General features: G+C 70.1%; 24 protein-coding genes and 1 rRNA gene. 9 read left to right on the top strand and 16 right to left on the bottom strand.

All coding sequences use genetic code 11. The annotated features are described in order from the left end of the window. Window positions 1–81 (top strand): 5S ribosomal RNA (gene rrf / locus AB0A94_RS23535); the annotation flags it as partial. A 50-nt stretch (window positions 82–131) separates the two neighbouring features. Here the strand turns inward: rrf and AB0A94_RS23530 are convergent. Genes AB0A94_RS23530 through AB0A94_RS23515 form a run of 4 tightly spaced genes read right to left on the bottom strand, consistent with a single transcriptional unit; the run spans window position 132 to window position 3749 of the window. Next, a complete protein-coding gene (locus AB0A94_RS23530) occupies window positions 132–803 on the bottom strand; it encodes a response regulator transcription factor (protein ID WP_361747222.1) in 672 nt (223 codons plus the stop codon). Then, the gene (locus AB0A94_RS23525; protein ID WP_361747240.1) at window positions 800–2047 is read right to left on the bottom strand and encodes a histidine kinase; all 1248 of its coding nucleotides are present in this window, start codon (window positions 2045–2047) and stop codon (window positions 800–802) included. Before AB0A94_RS23525 ends, AB0A94_RS23530 begins: the two co-directional genes overlap by 4 nt. 17 nt (window positions 2048–2064) lie before the next feature. Next, a complete protein-coding gene (locus tag AB0A94_RS23520; RefSeq protein ID WP_361747219.1) occupies window positions 2065–2832 on the bottom strand; it encodes an ABC transporter permease in 768 nt (255 codons plus the stop codon). Beyond that, entirely contained in the window at window positions 2829–3749 is a 921-nt protein-coding gene (locus tag AB0A94_RS23515) for an ABC transporter ATP-binding protein (protein ID WP_361747217.1), read from the bottom strand. Before AB0A94_RS23515 ends, AB0A94_RS23520 begins: the two co-directional genes overlap by 4 nt. Window positions 3750–3844: 95 nt before the next feature. Here AB0A94_RS23515 and AB0A94_RS23510 point away from each other — a divergent pair, with 95 nt between their 5' ends. Next, window positions 3845–4402 carry a GNAT family N-acetyltransferase gene (locus tag AB0A94_RS23510; protein WP_361747215.1) on the top strand — a complete coding sequence of 186 codons (558 nt, stop codon included), beginning with the start codon at window positions 3845–3847 and terminating at the stop codon, window positions 4400–4402. 1 nt (window position 4403) lies between these two features. Here the strand turns inward: AB0A94_RS23510 and AB0A94_RS23505 are convergent, their stop codons facing one another. From AB0A94_RS23505 to AB0A94_RS23470, 8 genes are all read right to left on the bottom strand, one after another. Beyond that, complete coding sequence (locus AB0A94_RS23505) at window positions 4404–5939, bottom strand: type VI secretion protein (RefSeq protein WP_361747213.1); 1536 nt, start codon at window positions 5937–5939, stop codon at window positions 4404–4406. A gap of 10 nt (window positions 5940–5949) precedes the next feature. Continuing rightward, window positions 5950–7359 carry an ATP-binding protein gene (locus AB0A94_RS23500; RefSeq protein WP_361747212.1) on the bottom strand — a complete coding sequence of 470 codons (1410 nt, stop codon included), beginning with the start codon at window positions 7357–7359 and terminating at the stop codon, window positions 5950–5952. Between the two features lie 13 nt (window positions 7360–7372). After that, window positions 7373–8932, bottom strand: coding sequence for an SCO6880 family protein (locus tag AB0A94_RS23495; protein ID WP_361747210.1), 1560 nt, complete (start codon window positions 8930–8932; stop codon window positions 7373–7375). Continuing rightward, window positions 8929–10260 (bottom strand): hypothetical protein, encoded by a 1332-nt coding sequence (locus tag AB0A94_RS23490; protein WP_361747208.1) that lies wholly within the window; start codon window positions 10258–10260, stop codon window positions 8929–8931. The genes AB0A94_RS23495 and AB0A94_RS23490 overlap by 4 nt, the downstream gene beginning before the upstream one ends. Then, window positions 10250–11056 (bottom strand): hypothetical protein, encoded by an 807-nt coding sequence (locus AB0A94_RS23485; protein ID WP_361747206.1) that lies wholly within the window; start codon window positions 11054–11056, stop codon window positions 10250–10252. Before AB0A94_RS23485 ends, AB0A94_RS23490 begins: the two co-directional genes overlap by 11 nt. Before the next feature lie 200 nt (window positions 11057–11256). Then, the gene (locus AB0A94_RS23480; protein WP_030829533.1) at window positions 11257–11565 is read right to left on the bottom strand and encodes a hypothetical protein; all 309 of its coding nucleotides are present in this window, start codon (window positions 11563–11565) and stop codon (window positions 11257–11259) included. A 480-nt stretch (window positions 11566–12045) separates the two neighbouring features. Then, the gene (locus AB0A94_RS23475) at window positions 12046–12399 is read right to left on the bottom strand and encodes a DUF397 domain-containing protein (protein WP_361747204.1); all 354 of its coding nucleotides are present in this window, start codon (window positions 12397–12399) and stop codon (window positions 12046–12048) included. Window positions 12400–12410: 11 nt separating this feature from the next. Continuing rightward, complete coding sequence (locus AB0A94_RS23470; protein ID WP_361747202.1) at window positions 12411–13256, bottom strand: helix-turn-helix transcriptional regulator; 846 nt, start codon at window positions 13254–13256, stop codon at window positions 12411–12413. Between the two features lie 202 nt (window positions 13257–13458). Here AB0A94_RS23470 and AB0A94_RS23465 point away from each other — a divergent pair, with 202 nt between their 5' ends. The 5 genes from AB0A94_RS23465 to AB0A94_RS23445 all read left to right on the top strand — a co-directional run bounded on the left by AB0A94_RS23465 (window position 13459) and on the right by AB0A94_RS23445 (window position 18550). Next, window positions 13459–13923 carry an ATP-binding protein gene (locus AB0A94_RS23465; protein ID WP_361747200.1) on the top strand — a complete coding sequence of 155 codons (465 nt, stop codon included), beginning with the start codon at window positions 13459–13461 and terminating at the stop codon, window positions 13921–13923. A gap of 1039 nt (window positions 13924–14962) precedes the next feature. Further along, window positions 14963–15910 carry a bifunctional lytic transglycosylase/C40 family peptidase gene (locus AB0A94_RS23460; RefSeq protein WP_361747238.1) on the top strand — a complete coding sequence of 316 codons (948 nt, stop codon included), beginning with the start codon at window positions 14963–14965 and terminating at the stop codon, window positions 15908–15910. 212 nt (window positions 15911–16122) lie between these two features. Further along, a complete protein-coding gene (locus AB0A94_RS23455) occupies window positions 16123–16833 on the top strand; it encodes a phosphatase PAP2 family protein (protein WP_361747198.1) in 711 nt (236 codons plus the stop codon). 621 nt (window positions 16834–17454) lie between these two features. Beyond that, window positions 17455–18282 carry a hypothetical protein gene (locus tag AB0A94_RS23450; protein WP_361747236.1) on the top strand — a complete coding sequence of 276 codons (828 nt, stop codon included), beginning with the start codon at window positions 17455–17457 and terminating at the stop codon, window positions 18280–18282. Window positions 18283–18364: 82 nt separating this feature from the next. Beyond that, the gene (locus AB0A94_RS23445; RefSeq protein ID WP_217127154.1) at window positions 18365–18550 is read left to right on the top strand and encodes a hypothetical protein; all 186 of its coding nucleotides are present in this window, start codon (window positions 18365–18367) and stop codon (window positions 18548–18550) included. A gap of 6 nt (window positions 18551–18556) precedes the next feature. Here AB0A94_RS23445 and AB0A94_RS23440 read toward each other — a convergent pair whose 3' ends face one another. After that, a complete protein-coding gene (locus AB0A94_RS23440; protein WP_361747195.1) occupies window positions 18557–18916 on the bottom strand; it encodes a metal-sensitive transcriptional regulator in 360 nt (119 codons plus the stop codon). Between the two features lie 239 nt (window positions 18917–19155). Between AB0A94_RS23440 and AB0A94_RS23435 the strand changes: the two genes are divergently transcribed. Next, window positions 19156–19776, top strand: coding sequence for a DUF47 family protein (locus AB0A94_RS23435; protein ID WP_142194520.1), 621 nt, complete (start codon window positions 19156–19158; stop codon window positions 19774–19776). Between the two features lie 7 nt (window positions 19777–19783). Continuing rightward, entirely contained in the window at window positions 19784–20782 is a 999-nt protein-coding gene (locus AB0A94_RS23430) for an inorganic phosphate transporter (RefSeq protein ID WP_361747193.1), read from the top strand. Between the two features lie 267 nt (window positions 20783–21049). Here the strand turns inward: AB0A94_RS23430 and pstB are convergent, their stop codons facing one another. From pstB to pstC, 3 genes are read right to left on the bottom strand one after another with little or no spacing between them, the layout of a single operon-like run. Beyond that, window positions 21050–21826 (bottom strand): phosphate ABC transporter ATP-binding protein PstB, encoded by a 777-nt coding sequence (gene pstB / locus AB0A94_RS23425; RefSeq protein WP_030829515.1) that lies wholly within the window; start codon window positions 21824–21826, stop codon window positions 21050–21052. Between the two features lie 33 nt (window positions 21827–21859). After that, on the bottom strand, window positions 21860–22921 hold the full coding sequence (gene pstA, locus AB0A94_RS23420; RefSeq protein WP_361747191.1) for a phosphate ABC transporter permease PstA: 1062 nt from the start codon (window positions 22919–22921) through the stop codon (window positions 21860–21862). Next, window positions 22918–23922, bottom strand: a complete 1005-nt coding sequence (gene pstC / locus AB0A94_RS23415; RefSeq protein ID WP_361747189.1) for a phosphate ABC transporter permease subunit PstC — start codon at window positions 23920–23922, stop codon at window positions 22918–22920. The genes pstA and pstC overlap by 4 nt, the downstream gene beginning before the upstream one ends. Window positions 23923–24028 lie beyond the last annotated feature (106 nt).

Below are 24028 nucleotides of genomic sequence, written 5' to 3'. Positions count from 1 at the left end.
ATTCCGAACCCGGAAGCTAAGCCTTACAGCGCCGATGGTACTGCAGGGGGGACCCTGTGGGAGAGTAGGACGCCGCCGAACAATTCTTGAAGAAAGCCCCCGTGCCATTCGGCACGGGGGCTTTCTGCGTTTCAGGACGGCTCCACCAGTTTCGTGTCGTACGCCAGGATCACGGCCTGGATGCGGTCCCGTGAGCCGGTCTTCGCGAGTATCCGGCCCACGTGGGTTTTCACCGTGGACTCGGCCAGGTGGAGGCGGGCGGCGATCTCGCTGTTCGTCCACCCTTTTCCGATGACGGTGAGGATCTCGCGTTCCCGCTCCGTGAGGGCGGACAGACGTGCGTCGGCGGGAGGAACGGCCGCGGTGCCGTCGCCGGTGGGCAGATGCTGGGCGTAGGCGTCGAGGAGGCGGCGGGTCAGGCTGGGGGCGACGACCGCGTCCCCGGTCGCCACGGAGCGGATGCCGGAGAGGAGCTCCTCCGGCTGGGCGTCCTTGACGAGGAAGCCGGAGGCGCCCGCGCGGAGGCCGGCGTAGGCGTACTCGTCCAGGTCGAACGTCGTCAGGATGAGGACGCGGGTGCGGTCGCCGGTGGCGACGATGCGGCGGGTCGCCTCGATGCCGTCCAGGCCGGGCATGCGGATGTCCATCAGGACCACGTCGGGGTGCAGCTCCGCCGTCATGCGGATCGCTTCGGTGCCGTTCGCCGCCTCGCCCAGGACGGTGAGGTCGTCCTGGCTCTCCAGGAGCATGCGGAAGCCGAAGCGCTGGAGGGGCTGGTCGTCGGCGATGAGGACGGTGGTCACTGCGGGGATTCCTCCGGAAGGTGCAGACGGACGCGCCAGCCCTGCTCGGGCCGCGGTCGGGGGCCGGCCTCAAGTGTGCCGCCGTACAGGGCGGTTCGCTCACGCATGCCGGGGAGTCCGCGGCCGTCGGAAGCGGCGGCCGTCGTCGGGGTTCCCGTGTCGGTGACGGTGACCGTGACGGCGCCCTTGTCGCCGTAGGCGATGGCGATTTCCGAGGTGGCGTCGGGGCCGGCGTGCTTGAGGGTGTTGGTGAGGGCTTCCTGGATGACGCGGTAGACGGTGAGCTGACGGCCCGGGGGGAGGGTGGTCCGGCCCTCGACGGTGGTGTGGACGGGCAGGCCCGCGTTGCGGACGCCGTCGATGAGCTGGTCCAGGTCGGTGAGGGCCGGCTGGGGGGCCAGTTCCGCGGGGTGGGCGGCCGCTGTCCCCTCGTCCCTCAGGACGTCGAGGAGGCGGCGTAGTTCGCCGAGGGCCTGGCGGCTGGTGGTGGCGATGGCGTCCAGGGCCTGGGCGGCGCGTTCCGGGGACTTGCCGGCCGCGTACCTGCCGCCGTCGGCGAGGCCCGTGATGACGGAGAGGTTGTGGCCGATGATGTCGTGCATCTCGCGGGCGATGCGGGCGCGCTCGGCGGCGGCGGCGAGCTGCGCCTGCTGGTCGCGTTCGATCTCCAGGCGGCGGGCGCGGTCCTCCAGGGCGACGGTGTAGTTCCTGCGGGTGCGGACCGTGACGCCGATGAGAGCCGCCACCGTGATGGACATCAGCTGGGCGCCGATCTGCTGGTCCCAGGGCTGCTCGCCGTGGCGGAGGGCCGAGACGACGACCGGGGTGAGCACCAGGGGGGTCGACCAGTACAGGGCACGCAGGGGCAGGCGCAGGGCGATGTGGAAGACGACGAGCAGCTGGAGCATGGCCGCCTGGAGGATGGCGCCGGTCCAGGCGTTGACGAGGGCGAACGGGGCCATCGTGAGCAGGACCGCCCCCGGGTGGCTGCGGCGCCACAGGAGCGGGACCGTGAAGCCCAGGCTCAGGGAGAGCAACAGCCAGCCGGGGACGTCCGGGTTGTGGGCGATGCTGCGCCAGCCCCCGCCGACGTAGTCGATGAGGGCGGCCGTCAGCCAGAAACCGGCGAGGTGCAGGTCCCACAGCATCGGGTGGTGCCGGTCGAAGGCGCGCACCCGCCGGTTGATCCGCTGTGTGTACTCGGTGAGGGGCTCGGCCGCGCGGTCTTCGGTCACGGCGTCCATGGTGACGGGTGCGTGCGTCATACGTCCCGTCGCTTCAGCGATGCCGCCGCCGCGGCCAGGGACGCCGCCGCCCACAGGGTGAGGGTGAGCAGGGCCGTGCCCGGGGAGGTGGCGTCGGCGGCGGTGAGGGACTGCAGGGCCTGGGCGGGGAAGTGGTCGACGGCGTCGTCGACGACGGCGTACGGCAGCATCGCCAGGACCTCCGGCACGATCATGACGAGGCCGATGTACGCGCCGATGGCCAGGGGGATCGAACGGGTCACGGCGCCGAGGCCGAGGGCCATGACGGCGAGGAGGGTGAGGGCGACCGCGTTGCCGGCGAGGCCGCGCAGGACCCCGGGGTCGCCGAGAGCGGCGGACTGGTCGGTGTCGGTGAGGAAGGCCTGGGCCAGGGGGAAGGTGAGCAGGTTGGTCAGCAGGCACAGGGGGAGGGCGACGGCGGCCAGGACGGCGGCCTTGGACCACAGGACGGGCAGGCGGCGCGGTACGGCGGTCATCGTGGCCCGGATCTGGCCGGTGGAGTACTCGCCGGCGGTGGCGAGGATGCCCAGGACGGCCAGGTTGACGGTGGCGAACTGGGTGCCGAGGAGGACGAAGACGACCGTGTCGAGGCCGCCCTCGCCGGTGCCGTCGTAGGCGGCGCTGATGCCGGCGCCCATGGCGAGGGTGAGGGCGCCGGTGGCGACGAGGTTGACCCAGGTGGAGCGGAGCGTCCACAGCTTGTGCCATTCGGATTGCAGGACGCGGGCCGGGGTGGTCCGGTAGGGCTGGACGGCGGTGGTCATGCGGCTGCTCCTTCCAGGGCGGCGGGGTACTCGACCGCGTCGTGGGTGAGGTTCATGAACGCCTCCTCCAGGGAGGCCGTGTTCGGGGTGAGTTCGAAGAGGGGGATGCCGTGGGCGGCGGCCGTGCGGCCGATGTGCTCGGCGTCGGTGCCGTGCACGGTGAGGGTGCCGGGGGCGTCGGTGGTGACCGTGACACCGGGGGCGGTGAGGTGGCGTACGAGGTCGGCGGCGTCCGGGGTGACGACCTTGACGGTGCCCGCGCCGGAGTGGCGTACGAAGTCGGTGACGGTGGTGTCGGCGAGGAGCCGGCCGCGGCCGATGACGACCAGGTGGTCGGCGGTGAGGGCCATCTCGCTCATCAGGTGGGAGGAGACCAGGACCGTACGGCCCTCGGCGGCCAGGGACTTGAGGAGGGTGCGGATCCACAGGACGCCCTCGGGGTCGAGGCCGTTGACCGGCTCGTCGAGGATGACCGCGGCCGGGTCGCCGAGCAGGGCGGCGGCGATGCCGAGGCGTTGGCCCATGCCGAGGGAGAAGCCCTTGACCCGGCGGTGGGCCACGTCGGTCAGGCCGGTGAGGCCCAGGACGTGCTCGACGCGGCTCTTCGGGATGCCGTGGGTGAGGGCGAGGGCGCGCAGGTGGTGGTGGGCGGTGCGGCCGGGGTGGACGGAGCGGGCCTCCAGCAGGGCGCCGACCTGGGTGAGGGGTGCGGGGTGGGCGGCGTAGGAGCGGCCGCCGACGGTGGCGTGGCCGCGGGTGGGGGCGTCCAGGCCGAGGATCATCCGCATGGTGGTGGACTTGCCGGCGCCGTTCGGGCCGAGGAAGCCGGTGACGGTGCCGGGGCGGACGGTGAAGGACAGGTCGGTGACGACGGTCCGGTCGCCGTAGCGTTTGGTGAGGTCCTGTGCCGTAATCATGCTTCGATGCTCGGCCGTGCGGGGGCGGCGGGCGTCGGACCGCGGGCCGTAATTCGGGGTGAGGGCGGTGGTACCCCGGTACTACGGTGGCGGCCATGAGCGCCCTCCCCATCGATGACTGCGTGATCCGGCCGGTGCGCGCGGAGGAGTGGGCCGCGGCGAGGGAGCTGCGGCTCACCGCGCTGCGGGACCCGGTCGCGCACATCGCCTACATGGACACCTACGAGGAGGCCGTGGCCCGGCCGGACTCCTGGTGGCGGGAGCGTGCGGCGAACGGGGCGCGGCAGTTCATCGCCGAGGCGGGGGACGGGAGCTGGGTCGCCAATGCGGCCGTGCTGATCGAGGAGGTCGGTACGACCGACTGGGCCGGGTCCGTCGTCGCGCGGCGGCAGGGGCATCTGGTGGGCGTGTACGTGGCTCCCGGGTACCGGGGGAGCGGGCTGGCGAAGGCGCTGTTCGAGACCGCGCTGGAGTGGGCGTGGGGGCGCGGGGTGGAGCGCGTGCGGCTCCTCGTGCACTCGGACAACGCGCGGGCGCTGGCGTCCTACCGCAAGGCGGGTTTCGTCGAGACCGGGGTGACCGTGTCGCTGGGGGACGATCCGGGCGATCTGGAACTGGAGCTGGCCGTGGAGCGGCCGGTGCCGCACCGGTAGGTCACACCGGTAGTTCGTCGTGGGGCCAGCGGGTCCTGCCCTGTTCGCGGGAGCGGAGCAGCGCCAGGGTGGGCATGCCGTGGTCGGCGCCGGTGGCGAGCAGTTCCGGGAGCTGGGGGAGCGGGGCCACGGCCGCCACGTCGTCCAGGACGAGGGTGAGTGGTGGGTCGAGCCGACCGGAGGATGACCGTTCGGCCATGCGCCGGCCGTGCTCGACCACGTGTGAGGCGAGGGCCGTCAGCAGGGGCATCGCGCCCGGGCTGGTGCGGGGGTCCTCGATGGATTCACCCACGACATAAAGCGTTCCCCCTTCGTGGACGAAGGAATCCAAGGCGAGGGCATCATTTCGGTTGGGAGTGCAGGCCTCGCGGACGTTGACCGTGGAGAGCGCGGCCAGGGCGCGGGTGGTCAGCTGCTGGGCCATGTCCCGGCGTTCGGGGTGTGCGGTGAGGGCCGCCTCGAGTTCACCGGCGGCGCCGGGGGCGGCCTTGGGGTTGGTGCGGAGGATGCGTACGGCGTCGTGGACCTGGAGGCCCTGGGACCAGCGGTGGACGTGGCGGATCGTACGGCCGTCGACGGCGGCGGCGTGGACGTAGCTGCGGAGCAGGGTCTCCGCGGTGTCGCTGACCGCCTGGTCGAGGCGGGAGGTGGGGCGGACGGGGGTGAGGAGTGCGGCTGCCCTGGCTTTGGCCGTGTCCTTGTCCTCGCAGCCGGCTGTGGGGGACCAGTGGAGACGGGCGGGCGTGTCACAGAGGTGGGTGGGGTCGTAGAGGTGGATGGGGCCGAGTTTGGCGCGGGCGTCCTTGGTGTCGTGCCAGAGGGCGGGGTTGGAGGTGAGGACGAGGGCGGGGCCCTCCGCGTCGCGCACGGCCTGGGCCGCGGTGGTGTGGCGGGTGGCCGGGGGGCCGTAGTGGACCCCCGCGCCTGCGGAGCGGGGTGTTTCCCATCCGTCCGCCCGTTCGCTCTCGGATAGGGAGGTGAGCGCCGTCTCCTGCGGCGCGGGTGACTGCCGGGGTGCCGGTGGCCGCACCGGCTGCGGCGCCGGCGTCTCCTGCTCGGGTCCCCTCGGCGTCGGCACCTCGTGCAGCTGCTTCGGTGCCGGGTCCGGCTGCCGCTGGGGCCGTTGCCCCGGCATGGCCCGCGTCGCCCGCTCCGCCCGGCGTCGTGCCCGTACCGCTCTCCAGCGGGCCACCGTGCCCAGCACGAACACCGTCAGGACGGTCAGGATCATCAGCTGGCCGATGAACAGGCCCCAGAAGAGGCCGTGCCCCGAGAGGGCGGCCTCCGGGGCGTCCGGCCAGGCGCCGGGGAGGTTCTGCGGGTCGGCGACGAGGTGGCGCATGGCCACCGGGGTGCGGGCGAAGGTGACGCCGGACGGCCAGTGGCCGTGGGCGAAGAGGCCCGCGAGGCCGGTGGCCGTCCACACCATCGTGGTGACGCCGATGAGGAACGCGAGGATGCCGATCAGCAGCCCGTCGGGGATGCCGCCGCCCTGGCCGCCGGCCCGGCCGTGCTCACGGTGATCGTCCGGTCTCACGCGTGCTCCCCTACGCCACCGTCGATTCGGAGTCGCCGACGTGCTGTTCCACGAAGGCCGCCGCCCGTTCCTCCGCCTCCCGTTCGGCGGCGCGCAGGGCGTCGTCGTTGAAGTCGGCGGAGGACTCGGTCATCGCGCGGTCGGTGAAGACCAGTGGGCGTTCGGTCTCGGTGACCAGGTGTTTGACCACCTGGACGTTGCCGTTGACGTCCCACACCGCGATACCGGGCGTCAGCGTCGGAATGATCTCCACCGCCCACCTGGGCAGGCCGAGGACCCGGCCGGTCGCCCGCGCCTCGTCCGCCTTCTGGGCGTAGATGGTCCGGGTCGACGCCATCTTCAGGATGGCCGCCGCCTCCTTCGCCGCCGCCCCGTCCACCACGTCGGACAGGTGGTGGACGACCGCGACGAACGACAGGCCGAGCCGCCGGCCGAACTTCAGCAGCCGCTGGAACAGCTGGGCGACGAACGGGCTGTTGATGATGTGCCAGGCCTCCTCGACCAGGAAGATCCGCTTCTTCCGGTCGGGGCGGATCCAGGTGTGCTCCAGCCACACGCCGACGATCGCCATCAGGATCGGCATGGCGATGGAGTTGCGGTCGATGTGGGACAGGTCGAAGACGATGAGCGGCGCGTCCAGGTCGATGCCGACGGTCGTCGGGCCGTCGAACATGCCGCGCAGGTCACCGTCGACCAGGCGGTCCAGGACCAGCGCGACGTCCAGGCCCCACGCCCGTACGTCGTCTATGGCCACGTTCATCGCCTCCGCCGACTCCGGTTCGGGGTGGCGCAGCCGCTCCACGATGTCGGAGAGGACCGGCTGGCGTTCGACGATGGACTCGTTGACGTAGGCGTGCGCGACCTTGAGGGCGAAGCCGGAGCGTTCGTCCAGGCCGTGGCCCATCGCGACCTCGATGATGGTCCGGAGCAGGGCGAGCTGCCCGGTGGTCGTGATCGACGGGTCCAGGGGGTTGAGCCGGATGCCCTGGTCGAGTGCGGCCATCGGGTCCAGGCGGATCGGCGTTATCCCCAGTTCCTGCGCGATGAGGTTCCACTCACCGGCGCCGTCCTCGCCCTGGGCGTCCAGGACGACGACCTGGCGGTCGCGGAAGCGCAGCTGGCGCAGGACGTACGTCTTCTCCAGGGCCGACTTGCCGTTTCCGGACTCGCCGAGGACCAGCCAGTGCGGGGCGGGGAGCTGCTGGCCGTAGAGCTGGAAGGGGTCGTAGATGTAGCCCTTGCCGGAGTAGACCTCGCGGCCGATGATGACGCCGGAGTCGCCGAGGCCGGGGGCGGCGGTCGGGAGGTAGACCGCCTGTGCCTGGCCCGTGGACGTGCGCACCGGCAGCCGCGTCGTCTCGACCTTCCCGAACAGGAAGGACGTGAAGGCGTCGGTGACGACGGACAGCGGATCCCGCATATCGGCTCAGCCCCTACCTTCGAATGCCGGTGGCGAACGGGAGTGTGTTCACGAACGCGCGGTGGTGCTCGCGGTCGCACCACTCCAGCTTCAGGTACGACTTTCCGGCCGACGCCCGTATGGTCCGCTTGTCGCGGGCCAGGGCCTCGGGATTGCGGGAGGAGACGGTGATGTAGCCGACCAGGTTGACGCCGGCCGCGCCGCTGGCGAGGTCCTCGCCGCGCTGGTCCAGGCGGCTGTGGGCGGCGAGGTCGCGCGGGTCGACGGTGCGGTTCATCTTGGCGGCGCGGGACGCCTCCGCCTCGTCGTTGGTCTTCTCGGTCAGCATCCGCTCGATGGCGACCTCGGTGGGTTCGAGGTCCATGGTGACGGCGACCGTGCGGATCACGTCCGGGGTGTGGACGAGGAGGGGGGCCAGGAAGTTGACGCCCACCGGGGTCATCGGCCATTCCTTCACCCAGGCCGTGGCGTGGCACCAGGGGGCGCGGGTGACGGACTCGCGGGTCTTGGCCTGGAGGTAGGTGGGCTCCATGGCGTCCAGCTCGGCCGGCCAGGCGTTGCGCTGCGTCATCGCCTGGATGTGGTCGATCGGGTGGTCCGGGTCGTACATGGAGTGGATCAGCGAGGACAGCCTGCTCTGGCCGAGCGGCTGCCGTACGCGGATGTCGGCCTCCTGGAGCCGGGAGCAGATGTCGGTCAGCTCACGGGCCATGACGACGGCGAGCCCCGCGTCCCGGTCCACCTTGCCGCCGCCCTGGCTGCGCATCGCGCGGGCCATGGCGTTGGCCTCGGCGGCCAGTTCGCGCGTGTAGTGCATGCAGGCGACGAGGTAGGCGCGGTGCTGCTCGCTGCTGGTCGACACCATCGACTGGAGCTGGTCGTACGACTGCTGCAGCCACGGCGGCGACGTGGCGTCCCCGCGCACGGCGACGTCCTTGGCGTGCGCGTCGGGGTCGGCGGGCAGGGTGCGGGCGAGCATCTGGATGCGGGTCACGAAGCCGTCGCCGTTGGCCACGTGCTTCAGCAGCGTGCCGAAGCGGTCGACGAGGGCTTCCTGGTCCTCGGAGTCGCGCAGGCCGACGCCCGGTCCCTCGATCTCGATGGCGGCGGTGACGGTCTTGCGGTCCGCGTGCAGCAGTACGGCGATCTCGTCGGGGCCGAAGGGGGCGGCGAGCCAGGTGATCCGCCCGATCCCGGGCGGCGGCCCGATCTCCACCTCACGCCCGTCCATGCGGGTGCCCGCCTCGACGGCGCCGGAGCGGTAGGTGGTGCCGCGGCGCACGGTGCGCTTGTAGCTGCGGTTGATCTCGAACCATTTGTAGAAGGTGCGGTGCCTGTACGGCACGTACACGGCGGCCAGTGCCAGCATCGGGAAGCCGACGAGGAGGACGATCCGCACGGACAGGACGGGGACGAGGAGTCCGCACATCATGCCGAGGAACGCGCCCACGACGATCAGCGCGATCTCACCGGTCTCGCGATTACGGCCGACGATCGCGTTCGGCCGGGCGCGGCCGATCAGATACGTACGGCGGGGCGTGACCGGATGGGACAAGTGGGACTCGGTCGTCAACGCCCATCACCTCCCGTGCTGTTGTTACTGCTGTTGCGGGTGTTGCTGGCGTGGGGGGTGTTCACCGGGCTGCTCGAGCGGGGTGCGGGGGCGGTGGCTCCGCCGCCGTTCGACGTGCGCGAGCTGTGCGCGGCGACTCCGCCGGAGGCGGGGTTGGAGGGGCGGGGGCCGGTGGACTGGCCGCCGCGGTTGTTGTCGGCGCGGGTGCTGTGGGTCTTGATGCCCTGCGCGACCAGGGTCGCCGGGGAGCTCATGACGGCGGCGGCCTTGCCCTCGGCGCCCTGCATGAGGCGGTTGTTGCGGGAACTGGCGAGTTCGTCGCCGAAGCCGGGGACGAAGCGGTAGATCATCGCGGAGGCGAAGATGGCGAGCAGGATGATCGCCAGTCCGGAGACCACGGCGGAGAAGGCGTCCGGCCCGTCCTCGGCGGACAGTGCCCCGGCGAGGCCGAGCACGATCACGATCACCGGCTTCACGAGGATCACGGCGATCATGATGCCCGCCCAGCGGCGGACGTGGCCCCACAGGTTCTTGTCCACGAGGCCCGCGTAGACGACGGTGCCGAGGAGGGCACCGACGTAGAGCAGGGCGGCGCGGATGACGAGTTCCAGCCAGAGGACGCCGGCGGCGAGGATGGAGACGAGGGAGACGACGATCAGCATGATCGGTCCGCCGCCGATGTCGTCGCCCTTCTCGAGCGCGCCGGAGAACGTGCCGAAGAACGTGTCCGTCTGGTCGCCGGTCGCCTTCGCGAGGACCTCGGTGACGCCGTCGGTCGCCGACACGATGGTGTAGAGGATCAGCGGGGTGAAGGCGGAGGCGAGGACGGTGAGCCAGAGGAAACCGATCGCCTCGGACAGGGCGGTGGTGAGGGGGACGCCGCGCACCGCGCGCTTGGCGACCGCGAGCAGCCAGAGGAGGAGGGTGAGGATCGTCGACGCGGCGAAGACGACGGCGTACTGCTGGAGGAACGTGTCGTTGGTGAAGTCGACGTTCGCGGTTTCCTGTACGGCGTCGCTGAGCTTGTCGACGGTCCAGGAGGCGGCGTCGGCGCAGCCCTGGGCGAGGGAGGCGAGGGGGTCGAGGGTGGTGGTGGGGTCGTCGAGGGTGGAGGAACTGCCGGACCCTTCACCCTCTCTGCCTCGTTCGCAGTAGTCCTTGGCGCGGCCGGGGATGAGGTCGCAGGGGTTGTTGCTGTCCGTGGGCGTGGGTGTGGGAGTGGGTGTCGGCGTGGGTGCGGCGAAGGCCTGCGCGGCGAAAACGACGGCAGCCGCCTGCACGGCCGCGACGATACCGGTCAGTTTGAGCAGGCGGTGGTTAGCGGGCATACGTGAACCCTCCGTACTCCTCGACGGCCTTCGCCATCTCGTCGGCGCTGGAGGCCCGCTTGTCACCGGGAACCGGGGTGGGGCCGTCCTTCTGAGAGTGGGTCACGATCTTCCAGTCGTCGTTGGTCCACTCAAGCTGCATGGTGATGGTGAACCAACTGTTGGTGACCGGATTGGTGGAGCTCTCGCCTGCCAGCCCCAGAAGTCCGCTGCACCAGACCTCCACCGTTGCCGCGTCGGCGGACGACGCGGTGACCTTGGTGCCGATCGGGCTGGTACGCGAGACGAACGTGTAGCCCTTCGGTGTGGTGCCGTCGTCGTTGAGGCCCACGTTCTTGTTGAACTCCGGTGTGTACGCCTTGTCCAGCGTCGCCTCGAAGTCCGCGACGCGGTCGGGAACGATGATCGACTGAAGGATGACGTCTCGTCGGTCCTTGTCGAACATCTCGGCGGAGCCCAGCGCCACCGAGTAGTTCGCCGCCGCGCTCTCCGCGCCCTGCTGGTCGTGGGCGAAGCCCGAGGGGATGCCGGACGCCTTCGAGCTGACCGGCTTCTTCCCCGACGGGGCTGTCGCCGCCGCCTTGGGGGAGTCGCCGGAGCCGCCCTCCTCTGCGGCGGAATCGTCGCCTCCACGGTTCGCGAAGGCGATCGCCGCGATCAGGAGGACCACCACGCCGACCACCGTCACCAGGCTGCGCGACGACGAACGGCCGCCTCTGCGCGCACCGCCGTACGGATCGCCGCCCCTTTCCGGCAGGCGGGTGCGGGTCTGGCCCGTGTCGTCTCCGAGACTCATACCGCGTACGCCCCCTCAGTGCCGTGCGGAAACACCTCGTACTCCGCGTACTCCATGTACGACGGTAGCCGTGCTGGTCCCCGCGCGGGCGCGGTGTGGTGACTGGACATCAGGGAAACGCAACCTCAGCCGGTGGGCACGACGGGCGGGTGGGGTGGAGGAGGTGCCGGGCGTGCCCGGTCGGGAGCGATGGGGCGGGGCTACACGGCCATTCCGTACACGATGGTGAACAGCGTGCCGAGCGAACCGATGATGAAGACGCCCGTGAGCCCCGCGATGATGAGGCCCTTGCCCTGTTCGGCACTGAACGTGTCCCTCAACGCCGTGGCGCCGATGCGCTGTTTGGCCGCCCCCCAGATGGCGATGCCCAGGCAGATGAGGATGGCGACCGCCATGACCACTTCGATCATGATTTTGGCCTCGTTGCCCAGGCTGCCGAAGGGGCCCCAATCCGGAGCGATCCCGCCGATAATGGTGTTGATGTCTCCCTCGTCGGCCGCGAAGAACATGTAAGTCACCGCCCCTGTATGGGTAGTTCCGTACCCCTGCGGTGGTGCAGAGGTCAGCCCTCATTGTCGCCGACGATGGCACTGTCGCATGTCGACTTGGCTTCATCTGTTGGCGGGTTTCGTACGAATAGCTTGCCACCGGCGCGCGCCGTACTCCGGGAGGGGCGCGCTCCGCTGGGTGAGAAGTCGTATCGTCACTCTGTGTATCACGCTGGGTAATGCTGGGCAACGAGGTGTGTACTCGGCTGCGGCTTGAGCCCGTGCGGCAGGTGGTGGGCGGGCGCGGACTGACCTGCTCACCTGAAACGCGTGAGCATCTCGGCTCTCGTTGTCCTTGGGCTGCTCATTTGAGTGCCTGATGAGCGTTGTTCTGTCTACTGTTCACGCTTTTCAGCAGGGTGGGTCTTCTCCCGCCCCGCGCTGCCGCGGTGAGGTGAGGAAGGAGAGGGCTCATCTCGATCAGTCCGGGGCCCGGCCGCGCTACGCCGCGAAGTGGTCGAACTCGCCGGCCCGGACGCCGCGCACGAAGGTCTCCCAGCGGCGGCGGTCGGTGGTGACGGCGGGGACTCCGGGAACGCCGGGAGCACGGAGGCGGACGATCCGGTCGTCGTCGCCGACGGTGGTCACTTCGAGGCCGGGGACCTGGGGGTCCCGGTGCGGTTCTTCCTTGAGGGAGCGGAGAAGGGCGCGGAAGGCGTCGGGAGTGGTGGTGAGGATCGCTCCGCCGGGGTCGGCGGACTCGGTTATGTGGATCCCGGTGGGGGTCGCGGCGACGTGCACGCAGGAGTCGCCCGAGCCGCACAGGGATGACTTCTGCCAGTTGAGTCCGGGCATCACGTTTCCTCTCACAGGTCTCGGAGAAGGTGGTTGATGACATCGCGTGACTTCTCCGGAGTAAGCGCCCGGGAGTCCAAGCGATCGAGCAGGATCCGGTACATGTCCAGCTGAGCATCGGCGTCGAGGAACACGGGCCCGTGGGACTGGTCGAGATGGACGGTGTCGAGCTGGGGGATGGGGCCGTGCGAGTAGAAGATCGACTGTCCCGACCCCGGAAAGCCTCCGGCGGCGAACGGCAGCACCTTGATGGTGATGTGCTCCCGCTCGCTCATGTCCAGTAGGTGCCGCAACTGCGCGCGGGCGGTCGCCGGGCCGCCGAACTGCATGCGCAGCGCGGCCTCGTGGATCACCGCGTGGTACGGGGCGGCGGATGCGCGGTAGAGCACGGCCTGGCGCTTGATGCGGAAGGAGACCCGGTGCTCGATGTCCGGGGGCGGGAACTCGGGTACGACCTGCCGGAACAGTTCACGTGCATGTTCGGTGGTCTGCAGCAGGCCGGGGATGTGGACGGTTACGGCGCCGCGTAGGCAGGTCGCGTGGTGCTCGACTTCGGCCAGGTTCAAAAGCGCGGCGGGGAGGATTTCGCGGTACTCCTCCCACCAGCCGCGCTTGCGGTCTGCGGCCATGTCGCTGAGGGCCTGGACGAGTGCCGGATCGCCGCACTTGTAGTGGTGGGCCAACGTGCGTACACGTTCTGGGCTCACACCGATGCGTCCGGCTTCCGTGTTGCTGATTTGGTTCTGCTTTACGCCGAGCAGTTGACCGGCCTCTGTGGCAGTGAGTCCCGCGCGCTCGCGCAATTTCCGCAGCTCGGCGCCAAGCCGGAGCTGACGACCGGTCGGGCTGGTTCTCACGCTTTCTGACGCTCCCTCGGCGCTACGGTCACCCACACGGGTGGAAGCTAATGCAGATCTGGAGAACTGGCTAATGCGTTAGCTGGGTGCGGCTAGCTTAGTTGTAGGCGCCCCGCCCAGAAGCGCACCGATCGACGGTTCGGCACTGCCACTGGGCAACTGTTCGCAACCACCCAACTGACCTCGCCGATCGGAGACTTCCATGTCCACCGTATCCCCGCCCTGGTCCTACATCCTCCACCTCTCACGCGATCCACGCTCACCGGGGATCGCCCGCTCCACCCTGCGGTCCGTGCTGGCCGCCTACGAACTCGGCGAACTCGCCCCCACGGCCGAACTGCTCGCCTCGGAGCTGCTGACCAACGCTCATCTGCACACCGGCGGCCCGTACGCCCTCCACATCCGCCCGGCCGGGTCCGGTCAGCTCCGGGTGGGGGTGTGGGACAAGGACTCGACCGTCCCCTCCGGTCTGGGCGCCGGCTTCGCTCACGGTGCCATGCCGCACGGAGCCTCGGAGGGCGGGCGGGGCCTGGCCCTCGTACGGGCGTACGCCGACTCCTGGGGCGCCTCGCTGCTGGAGGGGCCGGAGGGTACGTCGGGCGGAAAGGTGCTGTGGGCGGAGTGCGGCTGGGGCGGCCCGCTGCAGCCGCCCGAGGGCAGATCGTGAGGGGAGCCGGGTGCGTGAGCACGGAGCAGGCGCAGTGACGGAACCGGCCCAGCACGGGGGACGCGTCACCGAGTGGGTCATCGGACTTTCCGTTGGGCGTCCTGCCGGGTCTGCCGCCAGGTCTCTTGCCGGGTCTCCCCTCGGGCCTGCCGCCGGGTCTCCTGCCGGGCCTGCCGCCAGGTCTCTTGCCGGGCGTCCCGCCGGGCCTGCCGCCAGGTCTGCCGTCGGGCGTCCCGCTGGGCCTTCCGTCGGGCCTGCCGTTGGGCGTTCTGCCGGGTCTGCCGTCGAGTCTCTTGCCGGGTCTCCCCTCGGGTCTGCCGCCGGGTCTCCCCTCGGGTCTGCCGCCGGGTCTCCTGCCGGGCCTGCCGCCAGGTCTCTTGCCGGGCGTCCCGCCGGACCTGCCGTCGGGCCTGCCGCTGGGCGTCCCGCTGGGTCTCCCGTCGGGCGTCCCGCTGGGTCTCCCGTCGGGCGTCCCGCTGGGTCTGCCGTCGGGTCTCCTGCCGGGTCTCCCCTCGGGTCTGCCGCCAGGTCTCTTGCCGGGCGTCCCGTCGGACCTGCCGTCGGGTCTCCCGTCGGGTGTCCTGCCGGACCTGCCCGTGCCACCGAAGGGCCGGGTCCGTCCGCGGCCGGGGCGCCTGCGCGACGTTGCCGGGAGGAGTCAGGGCGCAACGGGTCCGTGGGCGCAGATCGTGGGAGGCAAGCCGGTGATGCCCCCGACTCCGCGCGGCGGGCACGCGGGTGTGGTGAAGCGGGCACGGCGGCAGCCCCAAGCCGCTCTGTCCGAAGGGCCGGACGTGTACGGGGTGTCATCTTCGACGTGGCCGGAGGGGGCGGCGTGGCCGGGGACGGACTTCCGCAACACGGCACTTCGCCACAGCCGTAACAACCACGCCGAAGTACCTCGTGATCATTCCGAAGAGCGGGCGCCGCCTCTACACTGACGTGCGGCGGTGGACTGCCGGACGCTGAAGGGCGGTTGACGGTGCGTAAGGCATGGGTCGCGGCGGGGATCGCCGTCAGTTCCGCGCTCGCCTTTGTGATGCTGCTCGTCGTCGGGGTCTACGTCGTCGCCGGGAACCTCGCCAACGGAGTGGGCGGCGGGGCGACCAAGGCCCTCGCCAAGGGAAGCGTGCCGGCCGCGTATCAGGCGCTCGTGCAGAAGTGGGGCAACCTCTGCCCCGCCATCAACCCGGCCCTGCTCGCCGCCCAGCTCTACCAGGAGAGCGGATTCAACCCGAAGGCACAGAGCCACGCGGCGGCACAGGGCATCGCCCAGTTCATCCCCGGTACGTGGGCCACGCACGGGGTCGACGGGGACGGGGACGGGGACCGTGACGTGTGGGACCCGAAGGACGCGATTCCGTCGGCGGCGACGTACGACTGCGCGCTCGCGTCCTACGTGAAGGACGTCGGCGGGAATCCGACCGAAAACATGCTCGCCTCGTACAACGCGGGGGCGTACGCGGTGATCAAGTACGGGGGTGTTCCGCCGTACAAGGAGACGCAGAACTACGTCAAGCGGATCCTGTCGCTGGAGAAGAGCTTCGCCGCGCCGGTGGGGCGGGTCGATCCGTCGAAGCAGGCCGCCGGGGCCATCGCGTACGCGCAGAAGAAGCTCGGGACGCTCTACCTGTGGGGCGGTAACGGTACGCCTGAGCACGGCGGACGGTTCGACTGCTCGGGGCTGACCAAGGCGGCGTACGAGAGCGTGGGGATCACACTGCCGCGGGTGGCCAACGACCAGTACAACGCGGGACCGCATCCGAAGCGGGACGAACTGCTGCCGGGCGATCTGGTGTTCTTCTCGGACGACCTCACCAATTCCCGGGCCATCCGGCATGTGGGTATTTATGTCGGCGGCGGGTACATGATCGACGCGCCCCGAACCGGGGCCGTGATCCGGTTCGACCCGATCGACACACCTGACTATTTTGGTGCCACCCGGGTCACCGAAGATGGCGCGAAAGCACTCCCCACCACGGTGTGAGCGGAGCGTCAACCCTCCCCCCTGAGCTGCGGAGACGCATCTCTCTTCGATAACGTCTGCGTGATCATTCGGTGGAGTGTGGAACGTATCAACGGGGACCGTGCGTTCCTGTTGTCGTAGCCGAGCGAACGAGCGGATCTACAAACCACGGGGGTGGCGGGAACGGCGTGCGAACGGTGCGCCGGGAGATATGACGAAGGGGCCGCAGCACCATGGCTGGATTCGCCGATTCCGGGTCGAACCCCGACGTCGACCTGCTCTATGACATCAACGGCCTGGCGAAGGCCGCACCGCCGTGGCTCGATCACCTCATGGAGTTCGTGGGCGAGTTCGGCCTGCTGTTCGCCTTGCTGGGGCTGCTGGCGTGGTGCTGGTGGGGTGTCAGGCGGCGGGGCGGTGAGGACGCGGCCCCGGCCGTGGCGGGCCTGGTGTGGGCCCCGCTCGCGGCGGGCGTCGCGGTCCTGGTGAACGTACCGATACGTGGGTTCGTGGAGAGGCGTCGGCCCTTCCTCGACCACGAGGGGCTCGAGGTCCTGGTCGACGGCAAGAACGACTACTCGTTCGTCAGCGACCACGCGACGCTCTGCATGGCGCTGGCGGTGGGGCTGTTCCTGGTCAACCGGCGGCTCGGGATCATCGGCCTGGTGCTGGGACTGCTGGGCGGGTTCATCCGGGTCTACATGGGCGTGCACTACCCGACGGACGTCGTGGGCGGGCTCGCGCTCGGTACGGCCGTCGCACTGCTGCTCTCGCCGCTCGCCATGGCGCTGCTGACGCCGCTGATGCGGGCGATCGAGCGGTCGCCGCGGGCGGGGTGGCTGATCACGGCGCGCGGACGGCATCACGTCGAGGCGGGGCGGGTCGCCCCGGGGACCAGGAACGGGGCGTCGGGCGGCCCCGAGGAGCGGGATCTGGCGGCCTGAGCCCGCGTCGACCGGAGCCGGAGGAGACGGCGGGCGCGGACTCGCGGACTCGCCGGCTCGTTGTCGGTCCCCCCTGCCAGACTCGCCCGCATGACCAGCAGCACGGGAGCTCCCGTTCCGATTCCGGCCGATCCCCGGGCCTCCGAGACGTACGCCGCTGGAAAGGCTGGACCCCGGACCACCACCGTGCCGTCCGCGGGGAACTCACCGCCGTGAAGGCGCCCCGCCCCGTGCGCGGTGAGCCGGCGGCCCTTCCGTCGCCCGCGCACGAACGGTTCGCCCGGGCCTGGAAGGAGGGCACGGCACCCCCGCGGGCGAAGGGCCGGGGCTGACCTCACATCCGGGCGCGGCCCACGCGCGGCCGCCGGTACGGGAACGAGGCGTGGGTCACTCGGGGGTGTGGTTCTCGGCGTCTTTTCTGGCTTGGCTTCTGGCTCTCCTGGCCGGGCCCCGCCAGCCGCAGGTGCAGTGGGCCATGCAGAAAGGGCCCTGTTCGGTGGTGGTCGTGGTGTGGGGGACGGGGGTCGGCTCGTCGTCCTGGTGCGGCACGTCGACCACGGTAGCGCCCCGCTCGCCGGCGTGACGGGGCCCCTCACCGGTCGTTGACCGGGCATGGCTCGGATGTGCGGCGTGGTGGCTGGATTCGGGGTGGTGTGCTGTCTGGGGCTCGGGGCCGTGGGCTGCGCGAGAAGCGACGCCGTGACCCCGGGGGCTCCCGCCGGGGATGCGGTGCGGGTGCTGCGGGAGGCCGCCGACGTGCTCGTGAAAGCCGGGAGTTCCAAGGCGACCACCTCCCTGGAGATGGCGACCGGCGGGACCCGGGTCACCATCAGGGGCGAGGGGGTGTACGACTACCGCGAGCGGCTCGGACGGCTGAAGGTGCTGCTGCCGCAGGACCCGGCCGGGAAGGTCGTCCGGCGGCCCATCACCGAACTCCTCGCCCCCGGGGCGCTGTACATGAAGAACCGGGGAGCCGGGGTGCCCGCCGACAAGTGGGTGCGGGTGGACACCGGGACGCTGTCCGACGGGAACCTCGTCACCGGCGGGGCCACCGATCCGTTCGCCGCCGCCGAGGTGCTGCGCGGGACACGGTCGGCGACGTTCGTGGGGCGGACCGAGGTCGCCGGGACGAAGGTGCGCCACTACCGGGGGACCGCCGATCTGCGGCAGGCCTCGCGGGACGCCTCGGACGCGAACCGGGAGGTGCTGGGCGCGGCGGCGAAAGGGTTCGCCACCGCGCGGGTGCCGTTCGACGCCTACCTCGACGACGAGGGACGGATCCGCAAGCTCCGGCACCGGTTCAGCTTCGTCAACGGCCGGCAGGACCGGCCCGTCGCGGTCGCCTCGACCACGCTGCTGTACGACTTCGGGGTGCCGGCCGACGTACGGCTTCCCGAGGGCGAGGACATCTACGCGGGCCGGATCGCCGAGGAGGGAAGCCGGGAGTGACCGGCCTGAACTAGCCCTTCCGTGCCATGCGCGGTGCGTAGGGCGCTCCCTACTCTAGGAAGTCGGTGACGACAGAGACGAGGTGAGGCGCGTGGCACCGCTCGGCGGTGGGACGGTTCCGGTTCAGGACCACGTGGCGCTCGCCGAGATCGAACTCTGCGGGGAGCTGATCATCGCCGCCTCCAACGCCGAGGAGCGGCTCAGCCTGGAGAGCATCGACGAGGTACTGCGGGTGGCCGAGGCGCGGGTCGAGTCCGCCGGGCACTGAGACCGGTCAGGTCCGGAGCATACGGGCGATGGCCTGCGTCGCCTCCTTGACCTTCGCGTCGATCTCGTCACCGCCCCTGACGGCCGCGTCCGCGACGCAGTGGCGCAGGTGCTCCTCCAGCAGCTGCAGCGCGAACGACTGCAGTGCCTTGGTGGAGGCGGACACCTGGGTGAGTATGTCGATGCAGTACACGTCCTCGTCGACCATGCGCTGCAGGCCGCGGATCTGGCCCTCGATGCGGCGCAGGCGCTTGAGGTGCTCCTGCTTCTGGTCGTGGTAGCCGTGGAAGCCGTGGTCGTGGTCGGTCACGAGGTCCGTCACGTCCGGGGCGGAGGGCGCGTTCGCGCCGGTCTCGGTGGTCGTCATCGCGTCCTCCTGGTGCACTGACGGGCGACATATACCCCTGGCGGGTATATGGTAGCGAACTTTGCTGGGTATAGGCATCTTGGCCGATGACATGCGCTGCGGCCGGAAACGGACCTCGGACCGCCCCCGTGCTCGTCGATCTGCCTGATGGGCGACACTGGTGGGCGGCCCGTTAGTCGCGGCCGGATGATGCGCCTAGCATCAGCCTGACCGAAACCGATGCTCACCGAGGACCCCACGTGCGCTTTCGTCTGACCCCCAGGGAGACGAGCTTCTACGACATGTTCGCCGCGTCCGCGGACAACATCGTCACGGGCTCGAAACTCCTGATGGAACTGCTCGGGGCGGACCCCTCCGCCCGGGCCGAGATCGCAGAGCGTATGCGGGCCGCGGAACACGCAGGTGACGACGCCACGCATGCGATCTTCCACCAGCTGAACTCCTCGTTCATCACGCCGTTCGACCGTGAGGACATCTACTCCCTCGCGTCGTCCCTCGACGACATCATGGACTTCATGGAGGAGGCCGTCGACCTGGTCGTCCTCTACAACATCGAGGAACTGCCCAAGGGCGTCGAGCAGCAGATCGAGGTCCTGGCGCGGGCCGCGGAGCTGACCGCGGAGGCCATGCCGCACCTGCGCACCATGGAGAACCTCACCGAGTACTGGATCGAGGTCAACCGGCTGGAGAACCAGGCCGACCAGATCCACCGCAAGCTGCTGGCCCACCTCTTCAACGGCAAGTACGACGCGATCGAGGTGCTGAAGCTCAAGCAGATCGTGGACGTACTGGAGGAGGCGGCCGACGCCTTCGAGCACGTGGCGAACACGGTGGAGACCATCGCCGTCAAGGAGTCCTGAGCCCTTCATGGACACCTTCGCTCTGGTCGTGACCATCGGGGTCGCGCTCTTCTTCACCTACACCAACGGCTTCCACGACTCGGCGAACGCGATCGCCACGTCCGTGTCGACGCGGGCGCTGACGCCCCGGGCGGCGCTGGCGATGGCGGCCGTGATGAACCTCGCCGGTGCGTTCATGGGCTCCGGGGTCGCCAAGACCGTCAGCGAGGGGGTGATCCAGACACCCGAGGGGTCCAAGGGGATGGGGATCCTCTTCGCCGCGCTGGTCGGGGCGATCGTCTGGAACCTGATCACCTGGTACTTCGGGCTGCCGTCGTCGTCGTCCCACGCGCTGTTCGGGGGCATGGTGGGGGCGGCGCTGGCCGGGGGGACGACGGTGTACTGGCACGGGGTGGTCGACAAGATCGTCATCCCGATGTTCGTGTCGCCGGTGGTCGGCATGCTCGCCGGTTACCTGGTGATGACCGTGATCCTCTGGATCTTCCGGCGGACCAATCCGCACAAGACCAAGCGGGGGTTCCGGATCGCGCAGACCGTCTCCGCGGCGGGCATGGCGCTGGGACACGGTCTGCAGGACGCGCAGAAGACGATGGGCATCGTGGTGATGGCACTGGTCATCGCGGATGTCGAGGACTACGGCGATCCGATTCCGGTGTGGGTGAAGGTCGCCTGTGCGGTGATGCTGTCCGCGGGGACGTACGCCGGTGGGTGGCGGATCATGCGGACGCTGGGGCGGAAGATCATCGAGCTGGATCCGCCGCAGGGGTTCGCCGCGGAGACGACGGGTGCGTCGATCATGTTCGGGTCCGCGTTCCTGTTCCACGCGCCCATCTCCACGACGCATGTGATCACTTCGGCGATCATGGGTGTGGGGGCGACGAAGCGGGTCAACGCCGTGCGGTGGGGGGTGGCCAAGAACATCGTTCTCGGGTGGTTCATCACCATGCCGGCGGCGGCGGCGGTGGCCGCGCTGTCGTTCGGGCTGGTGCACCTGGCGTTCTTGTAGCCGGGTGCTGCGTCCTGGTGCTGGGCGGGGGGTCGTTGCGCAGCCCGGCGTTCGCGGGGTGCCGCCGCGCCCACCCGTGTCGCCCTGGGGGTACCTCCCAGGCCCTTGAGGCACCGGGGGAGGCACGATTGCCCGCGGTGACGTGTCTGCGGTGACGTGCCCGTGGTGACGTGAGCAAAACGGAAGGGCCCGCCCCCGGGAGCCGGGGGCGGGCCCTTCGTGCCTCGCGGTGGCACCGCCATGCAGCACCGCGAGGAGTTCGACGGCCTAGCCGAAGCGGCCGGAGATGTAGTCCTCCGTGGCCTGGACCGACGGGTTGGAGAAGATGCGCTCCGTGTCGTCGATCTCGATCAGCTTGCCGGGCTGGCCGACGGCCGCCAGGTTGAAGAAGGCCGTACGGTCCGAGACGCGTGCCGCCTGCTGCATGTTGTGCGTCACGATGACGATCGTGAAGCGCTCCTTCAGCTCGCCGATCAGGTCCTCGATGGCGAGGGTGGAGATCGGGTCCAGGGCGGAGCAGGGCTCGTCCATCAGCAGGACGTTCGGCTCGACCGCGATGGCGCGGGCGATGCACAGGCGCTGCTGCTGGCCGCCGGAGAGGCCCGAGCCCGGCTTGTTCAGGCGGTCCTTGACCTCGTTCCAGAGGTTGGCGCCCTTGAGGGACTTCTCGACGATGTCGTCCAGCTGGGACTTCTTGTACTTGCCGTTCAGGCGCAGGCCCGCCGCCACGTTGTCGTACACCGACATCGTGGGGAACGGGTTCGGGCGCTGGAAGACCATGCCGACCTCACGCCGTACGGCCACCGGGTCGATGCCGGCGCCGTACAGGTTCTCGTCGTCGAGCATGACCTTGCCGTCGACCCGGCCGCCGGGCGTCACCTCGTGCATGCGGTTGAGCGTGCGCAGGAAGGTGGACTTGCCGCAGCCGGACGGGCCGATGAAGGCCGTCACCGAACGGGGTTCGACGGTCATCGAGATGTCCTCGATGGCCAGGAAGGAGCCGTAGTAGGCGTTGAGGCCGCTGACGTCGATGCGCTTGGCCATGGGTATCACTTCTTCTTTCGGGTCCGGAGGGCCTTAGCGACCGGTCTTCGGGGCCTTCCAGCGGGCGATGCCGCGGGCCACCAGGTTGAGGATCATGATGAACGCGATGAGCGTCAGGGCCGCCGCCCAGGCACGGTCGTACGCCGGGCCGGAACCGCCGCTGTTGGCGTACTGCAGATAGATGTACATCGGCAGCGATTCCTGCGGGTCCTGGAACGGGTTGGCGTTGATGAAGTCCGTGCCCCACACCAGCAGCAGCACGGGGGCGGTCTCGCCGGTGATACGGGCGATCGCGAGCATCACACCCGTGACGATGCCGCCGATCGACGTCGGCAGGACCACCTTCAGGATGGTGCGCCACTTCGGCACGCCGAGCGCCAGGGACGCCTCGCGCAGCTCGTTCGGGACGAGCTTGAGCATCTCCTCGGTGGAGCGGACCACCACCGGGATCATCAGGATCGACAGAGCCATCGAGCCGGCGAAGCCGGACGGGCCCATCTTCAGGATCAGGACCCAGAGGCTCAGGATGAACAGACCGGCGACGATCGACGGGATGCCCGTCATGACGTCGACGAAGAAGGTGACGGCCTTGGCGAGCTTGCCGCGACCGTACTCGACCAGGTAGATCGCGGTGAGCACACCGACCGGAACCGAGATCAGGGTGGCGAGGCCGACCTGCTCCAGGGTGCCGAGCATGGCGTGGTAGATACCGCCGCCGGGCTCGGCGTCGGCGACCACGCCCATCGAGTGGGTCAGGAAGTAGACGTCGAGGACCTTGATGCCGCGCTCGGCCGTCTCCCAGATCATGGAGGCCAGCGGGATGACGGCCATGAGGAAGGCGACCCAGACCAGGCTGGTCGCGGTGCGGTCCTTGGCCTGGCGGCTGCCCTCGACCTTCGCCGAGATGCCGTAGGAGCCGATGACGAACAGGAGGGCGGCGATCAGCGCCCACTGGATGCTGCTGTTCAGGCCGGCCGCGGCGCTGATGCCGAGACCGAGGGCGACGGAGCCCGCGGCGACCGCCCAGGCGAACCACTTGGGCAGGGTCGCGCCGCGCAGGGAGCTGCGCTGGGGGGAAAGGGTTGCGTTGCTCATGCGTTGGCCCCCGAGTACTCCTTGCGGCGGGCGATGATCAGGCGGGCCGCGCCGTTGACCAGCAGGGTGATGACGAAGAGCACCATGCCGGAGGCGATCAGCGCGTCCTGTCCCATCACGGTGGCCTCGTTGAACTTGCTCGCGATGTTCTGCGCGAACGTGCCGCCGCCCGTGTCGAGCAGGCTGAGGTTGATGTCGAACGACGGGGAGAGCACCATCGCCACGGCCATCGTCTCGCCGAGCGCACGGCCGAGGCCCAGCATCGAGGCGGAGATGACGCCGGAGCGGCCGAACGGCAGCACCGACATGCGGATGACCTCCCAGCGCGTGGCGCCGAGGGCCAGGGCCGCCTCCTCGTGCATCCGCGGGACCTGGCGGAAGACCTCGCGGCTGACGTTGGTGATGATCGGGAGGATCATCAGGGCGAGCAGGATGCCGACGGTGAACAGCGAGCGCGGGGCGCCGTCGCTCCACTCGAAGACGCCGGTCCAGCCGAGGTAGTCGTCGAGCCAGCCGTAGAGGCCGTTCAGGTGCGGCACCAGGACGAGGGCGCCCCACAGGCCGTAGACGATGGACGGAACGGCGGCGAGCAGGTCGATCACGTACGCGATGGCGCCGCCGAGCCGGCGGGGCGCGTAGTGCGTGATGAACAGGGCGATGCCCACCGAGATCGGAACCGCGATGATCATGGCGATGACCGACGACACGACGGTGCCGAAGGCCAGGACCGCGATGCCGAACTCCGACGGGACGGCGGTGGGGTTCCACTCGAAGGTGGTGAAGAAGTTCGCCTCGTCCTTGCTGATGGCTATGGACGCGCGGTAGGTCAGGAAGGCCGCGATGGCGGCCATGAGGACCAGGACGAAGATGCCGGATCCGCGGGAGAACCCGAGGAAGATCCGGTCACCGGGGCGGGTGGCACCGCGCGCGGCACGCTTGTCCTGGGGAACGGAGGGTCCGGGTGCGGGGGGAGCGGTTGGTTGCTGTGTGGTGATGTCCATCGGGTTCTCCGGTCTGCGGAGCCGCCGGGGTCGGCGGCTCGGTCGGAGCCGTCCGGACGGCCGGGGGCTCCTGTTGGCGGTGCACCGGACGGTGCGGCCCAGCCCC

It is taken from the genome of Streptomyces sp. NPDC044984 (assembly GCF_040646935.1).
GTDB lineage: Bacteria > Actinomycetota > Actinomycetes > Streptomycetales > Streptomycetaceae > Streptomyces.
Note: the sequence above shows the minus strand (reverse complement) of the source record. Positions and strands in the feature narration are given on the sequence as shown.

What these genes read in the sequence shown, in the direction of transcription:
- AB0A94_RS23525 (WP_361747240.1), bottom strand. Translation starts at nt 2,047, where the DNA reads ATGGACGCCGTGACCGAAGACCGCGCGGCCGAGCCCCTCACCGAGTAC.
- AB0A94_RS23520 (WP_361747219.1), bottom strand. Translation starts at nt 2,832, where the DNA reads ATGACCACCGCCGTCCAGCCCTACCGGACCACCCCGGCCCGCGTCCTG.
- AB0A94_RS23515 (WP_361747217.1), bottom strand. Translation starts at nt 3,749, where the DNA reads ATGATTACGGCACAGGACCTCACCAAACGCTACGGCGACCGGACCGTC.
- AB0A94_RS23510 (WP_361747215.1), top strand. Translation starts at nt 3,845, where the DNA reads ATGAGCGCCCTCCCCATCGATGACTGCGTGATCCGGCCGGTGCGCGCG.
- AB0A94_RS23500 (WP_361747212.1), bottom strand. Translation starts at nt 7,359, where the DNA reads ATGCGGGATCCGCTGTCCGTCGTCACCGACGCCTTCACGTCCTTCCTG.
- AB0A94_RS23490 (WP_361747208.1), bottom strand. Translation starts at nt 10,260, where the DNA reads ATGCCCGCTAACCACCGCCTGCTCAAACTGACCGGTATCGTCGCGGCC.
- AB0A94_RS23485 (WP_361747206.1), bottom strand. Translation starts at nt 11,056, where the DNA reads ATGAGTCTCGGAGACGACACGGGCCAGACCCGCACCCGCCTGCCGGAA.
- AB0A94_RS23480 (WP_030829533.1), bottom strand. Translation starts at nt 11,565, where the DNA reads ATGTTCTTCGCGGCCGACGAGGGAGACATCAACACCATTATCGGCGGG.
- AB0A94_RS23475 (WP_361747204.1), bottom strand. Translation starts at nt 12,399, where the DNA reads ATGCCCGGACTCAACTGGCAGAAGTCATCCCTGTGCGGCTCGGGCGAC.
- AB0A94_RS23465 (WP_361747200.1), top strand. Translation starts at nt 13,459, where the DNA reads ATGTCCACCGTATCCCCGCCCTGGTCCTACATCCTCCACCTCTCACGC.
- AB0A94_RS23460 (WP_361747238.1), top strand. Translation starts at nt 14,963, where the DNA reads ATGCTGCTCGTCGTCGGGGTCTACGTCGTCGCCGGGAACCTCGCCAAC.
- AB0A94_RS23455 (WP_361747198.1), top strand. Translation starts at nt 16,123, where the DNA reads ATGGCTGGATTCGCCGATTCCGGGTCGAACCCCGACGTCGACCTGCTC.
- AB0A94_RS23450 (WP_361747236.1), top strand. Translation starts at nt 17,455, where the DNA reads ATGTGCGGCGTGGTGGCTGGATTCGGGGTGGTGTGCTGTCTGGGGCTC.
- AB0A94_RS23440 (WP_361747195.1), bottom strand. Translation starts at nt 18,916, where the DNA reads ATGACGACCACCGAGACCGGCGCGAACGCGCCCTCCGCCCCGGACGTG.
- AB0A94_RS23430 (WP_361747193.1), top strand. Translation starts at nt 19,784, where the DNA reads ATGGACACCTTCGCTCTGGTCGTGACCATCGGGGTCGCGCTCTTCTTC.
- pstB (WP_030829515.1), bottom strand. Translation starts at nt 21,826, where the DNA reads ATGGCCAAGCGCATCGACGTCAGCGGCCTCAACGCCTACTACGGCTCC.
- pstA (WP_361747191.1), bottom strand. Translation starts at nt 22,921, where the DNA reads ATGAGCAACGCAACCCTTTCCCCCCAGCGCAGCTCCCTGCGCGGCGCG.
- pstC (WP_361747189.1), bottom strand. Translation starts at nt 23,922, where the DNA reads ATGGACATCACCACACAGCAACCAACCGCTCCCCCCGCACCCGGACCC.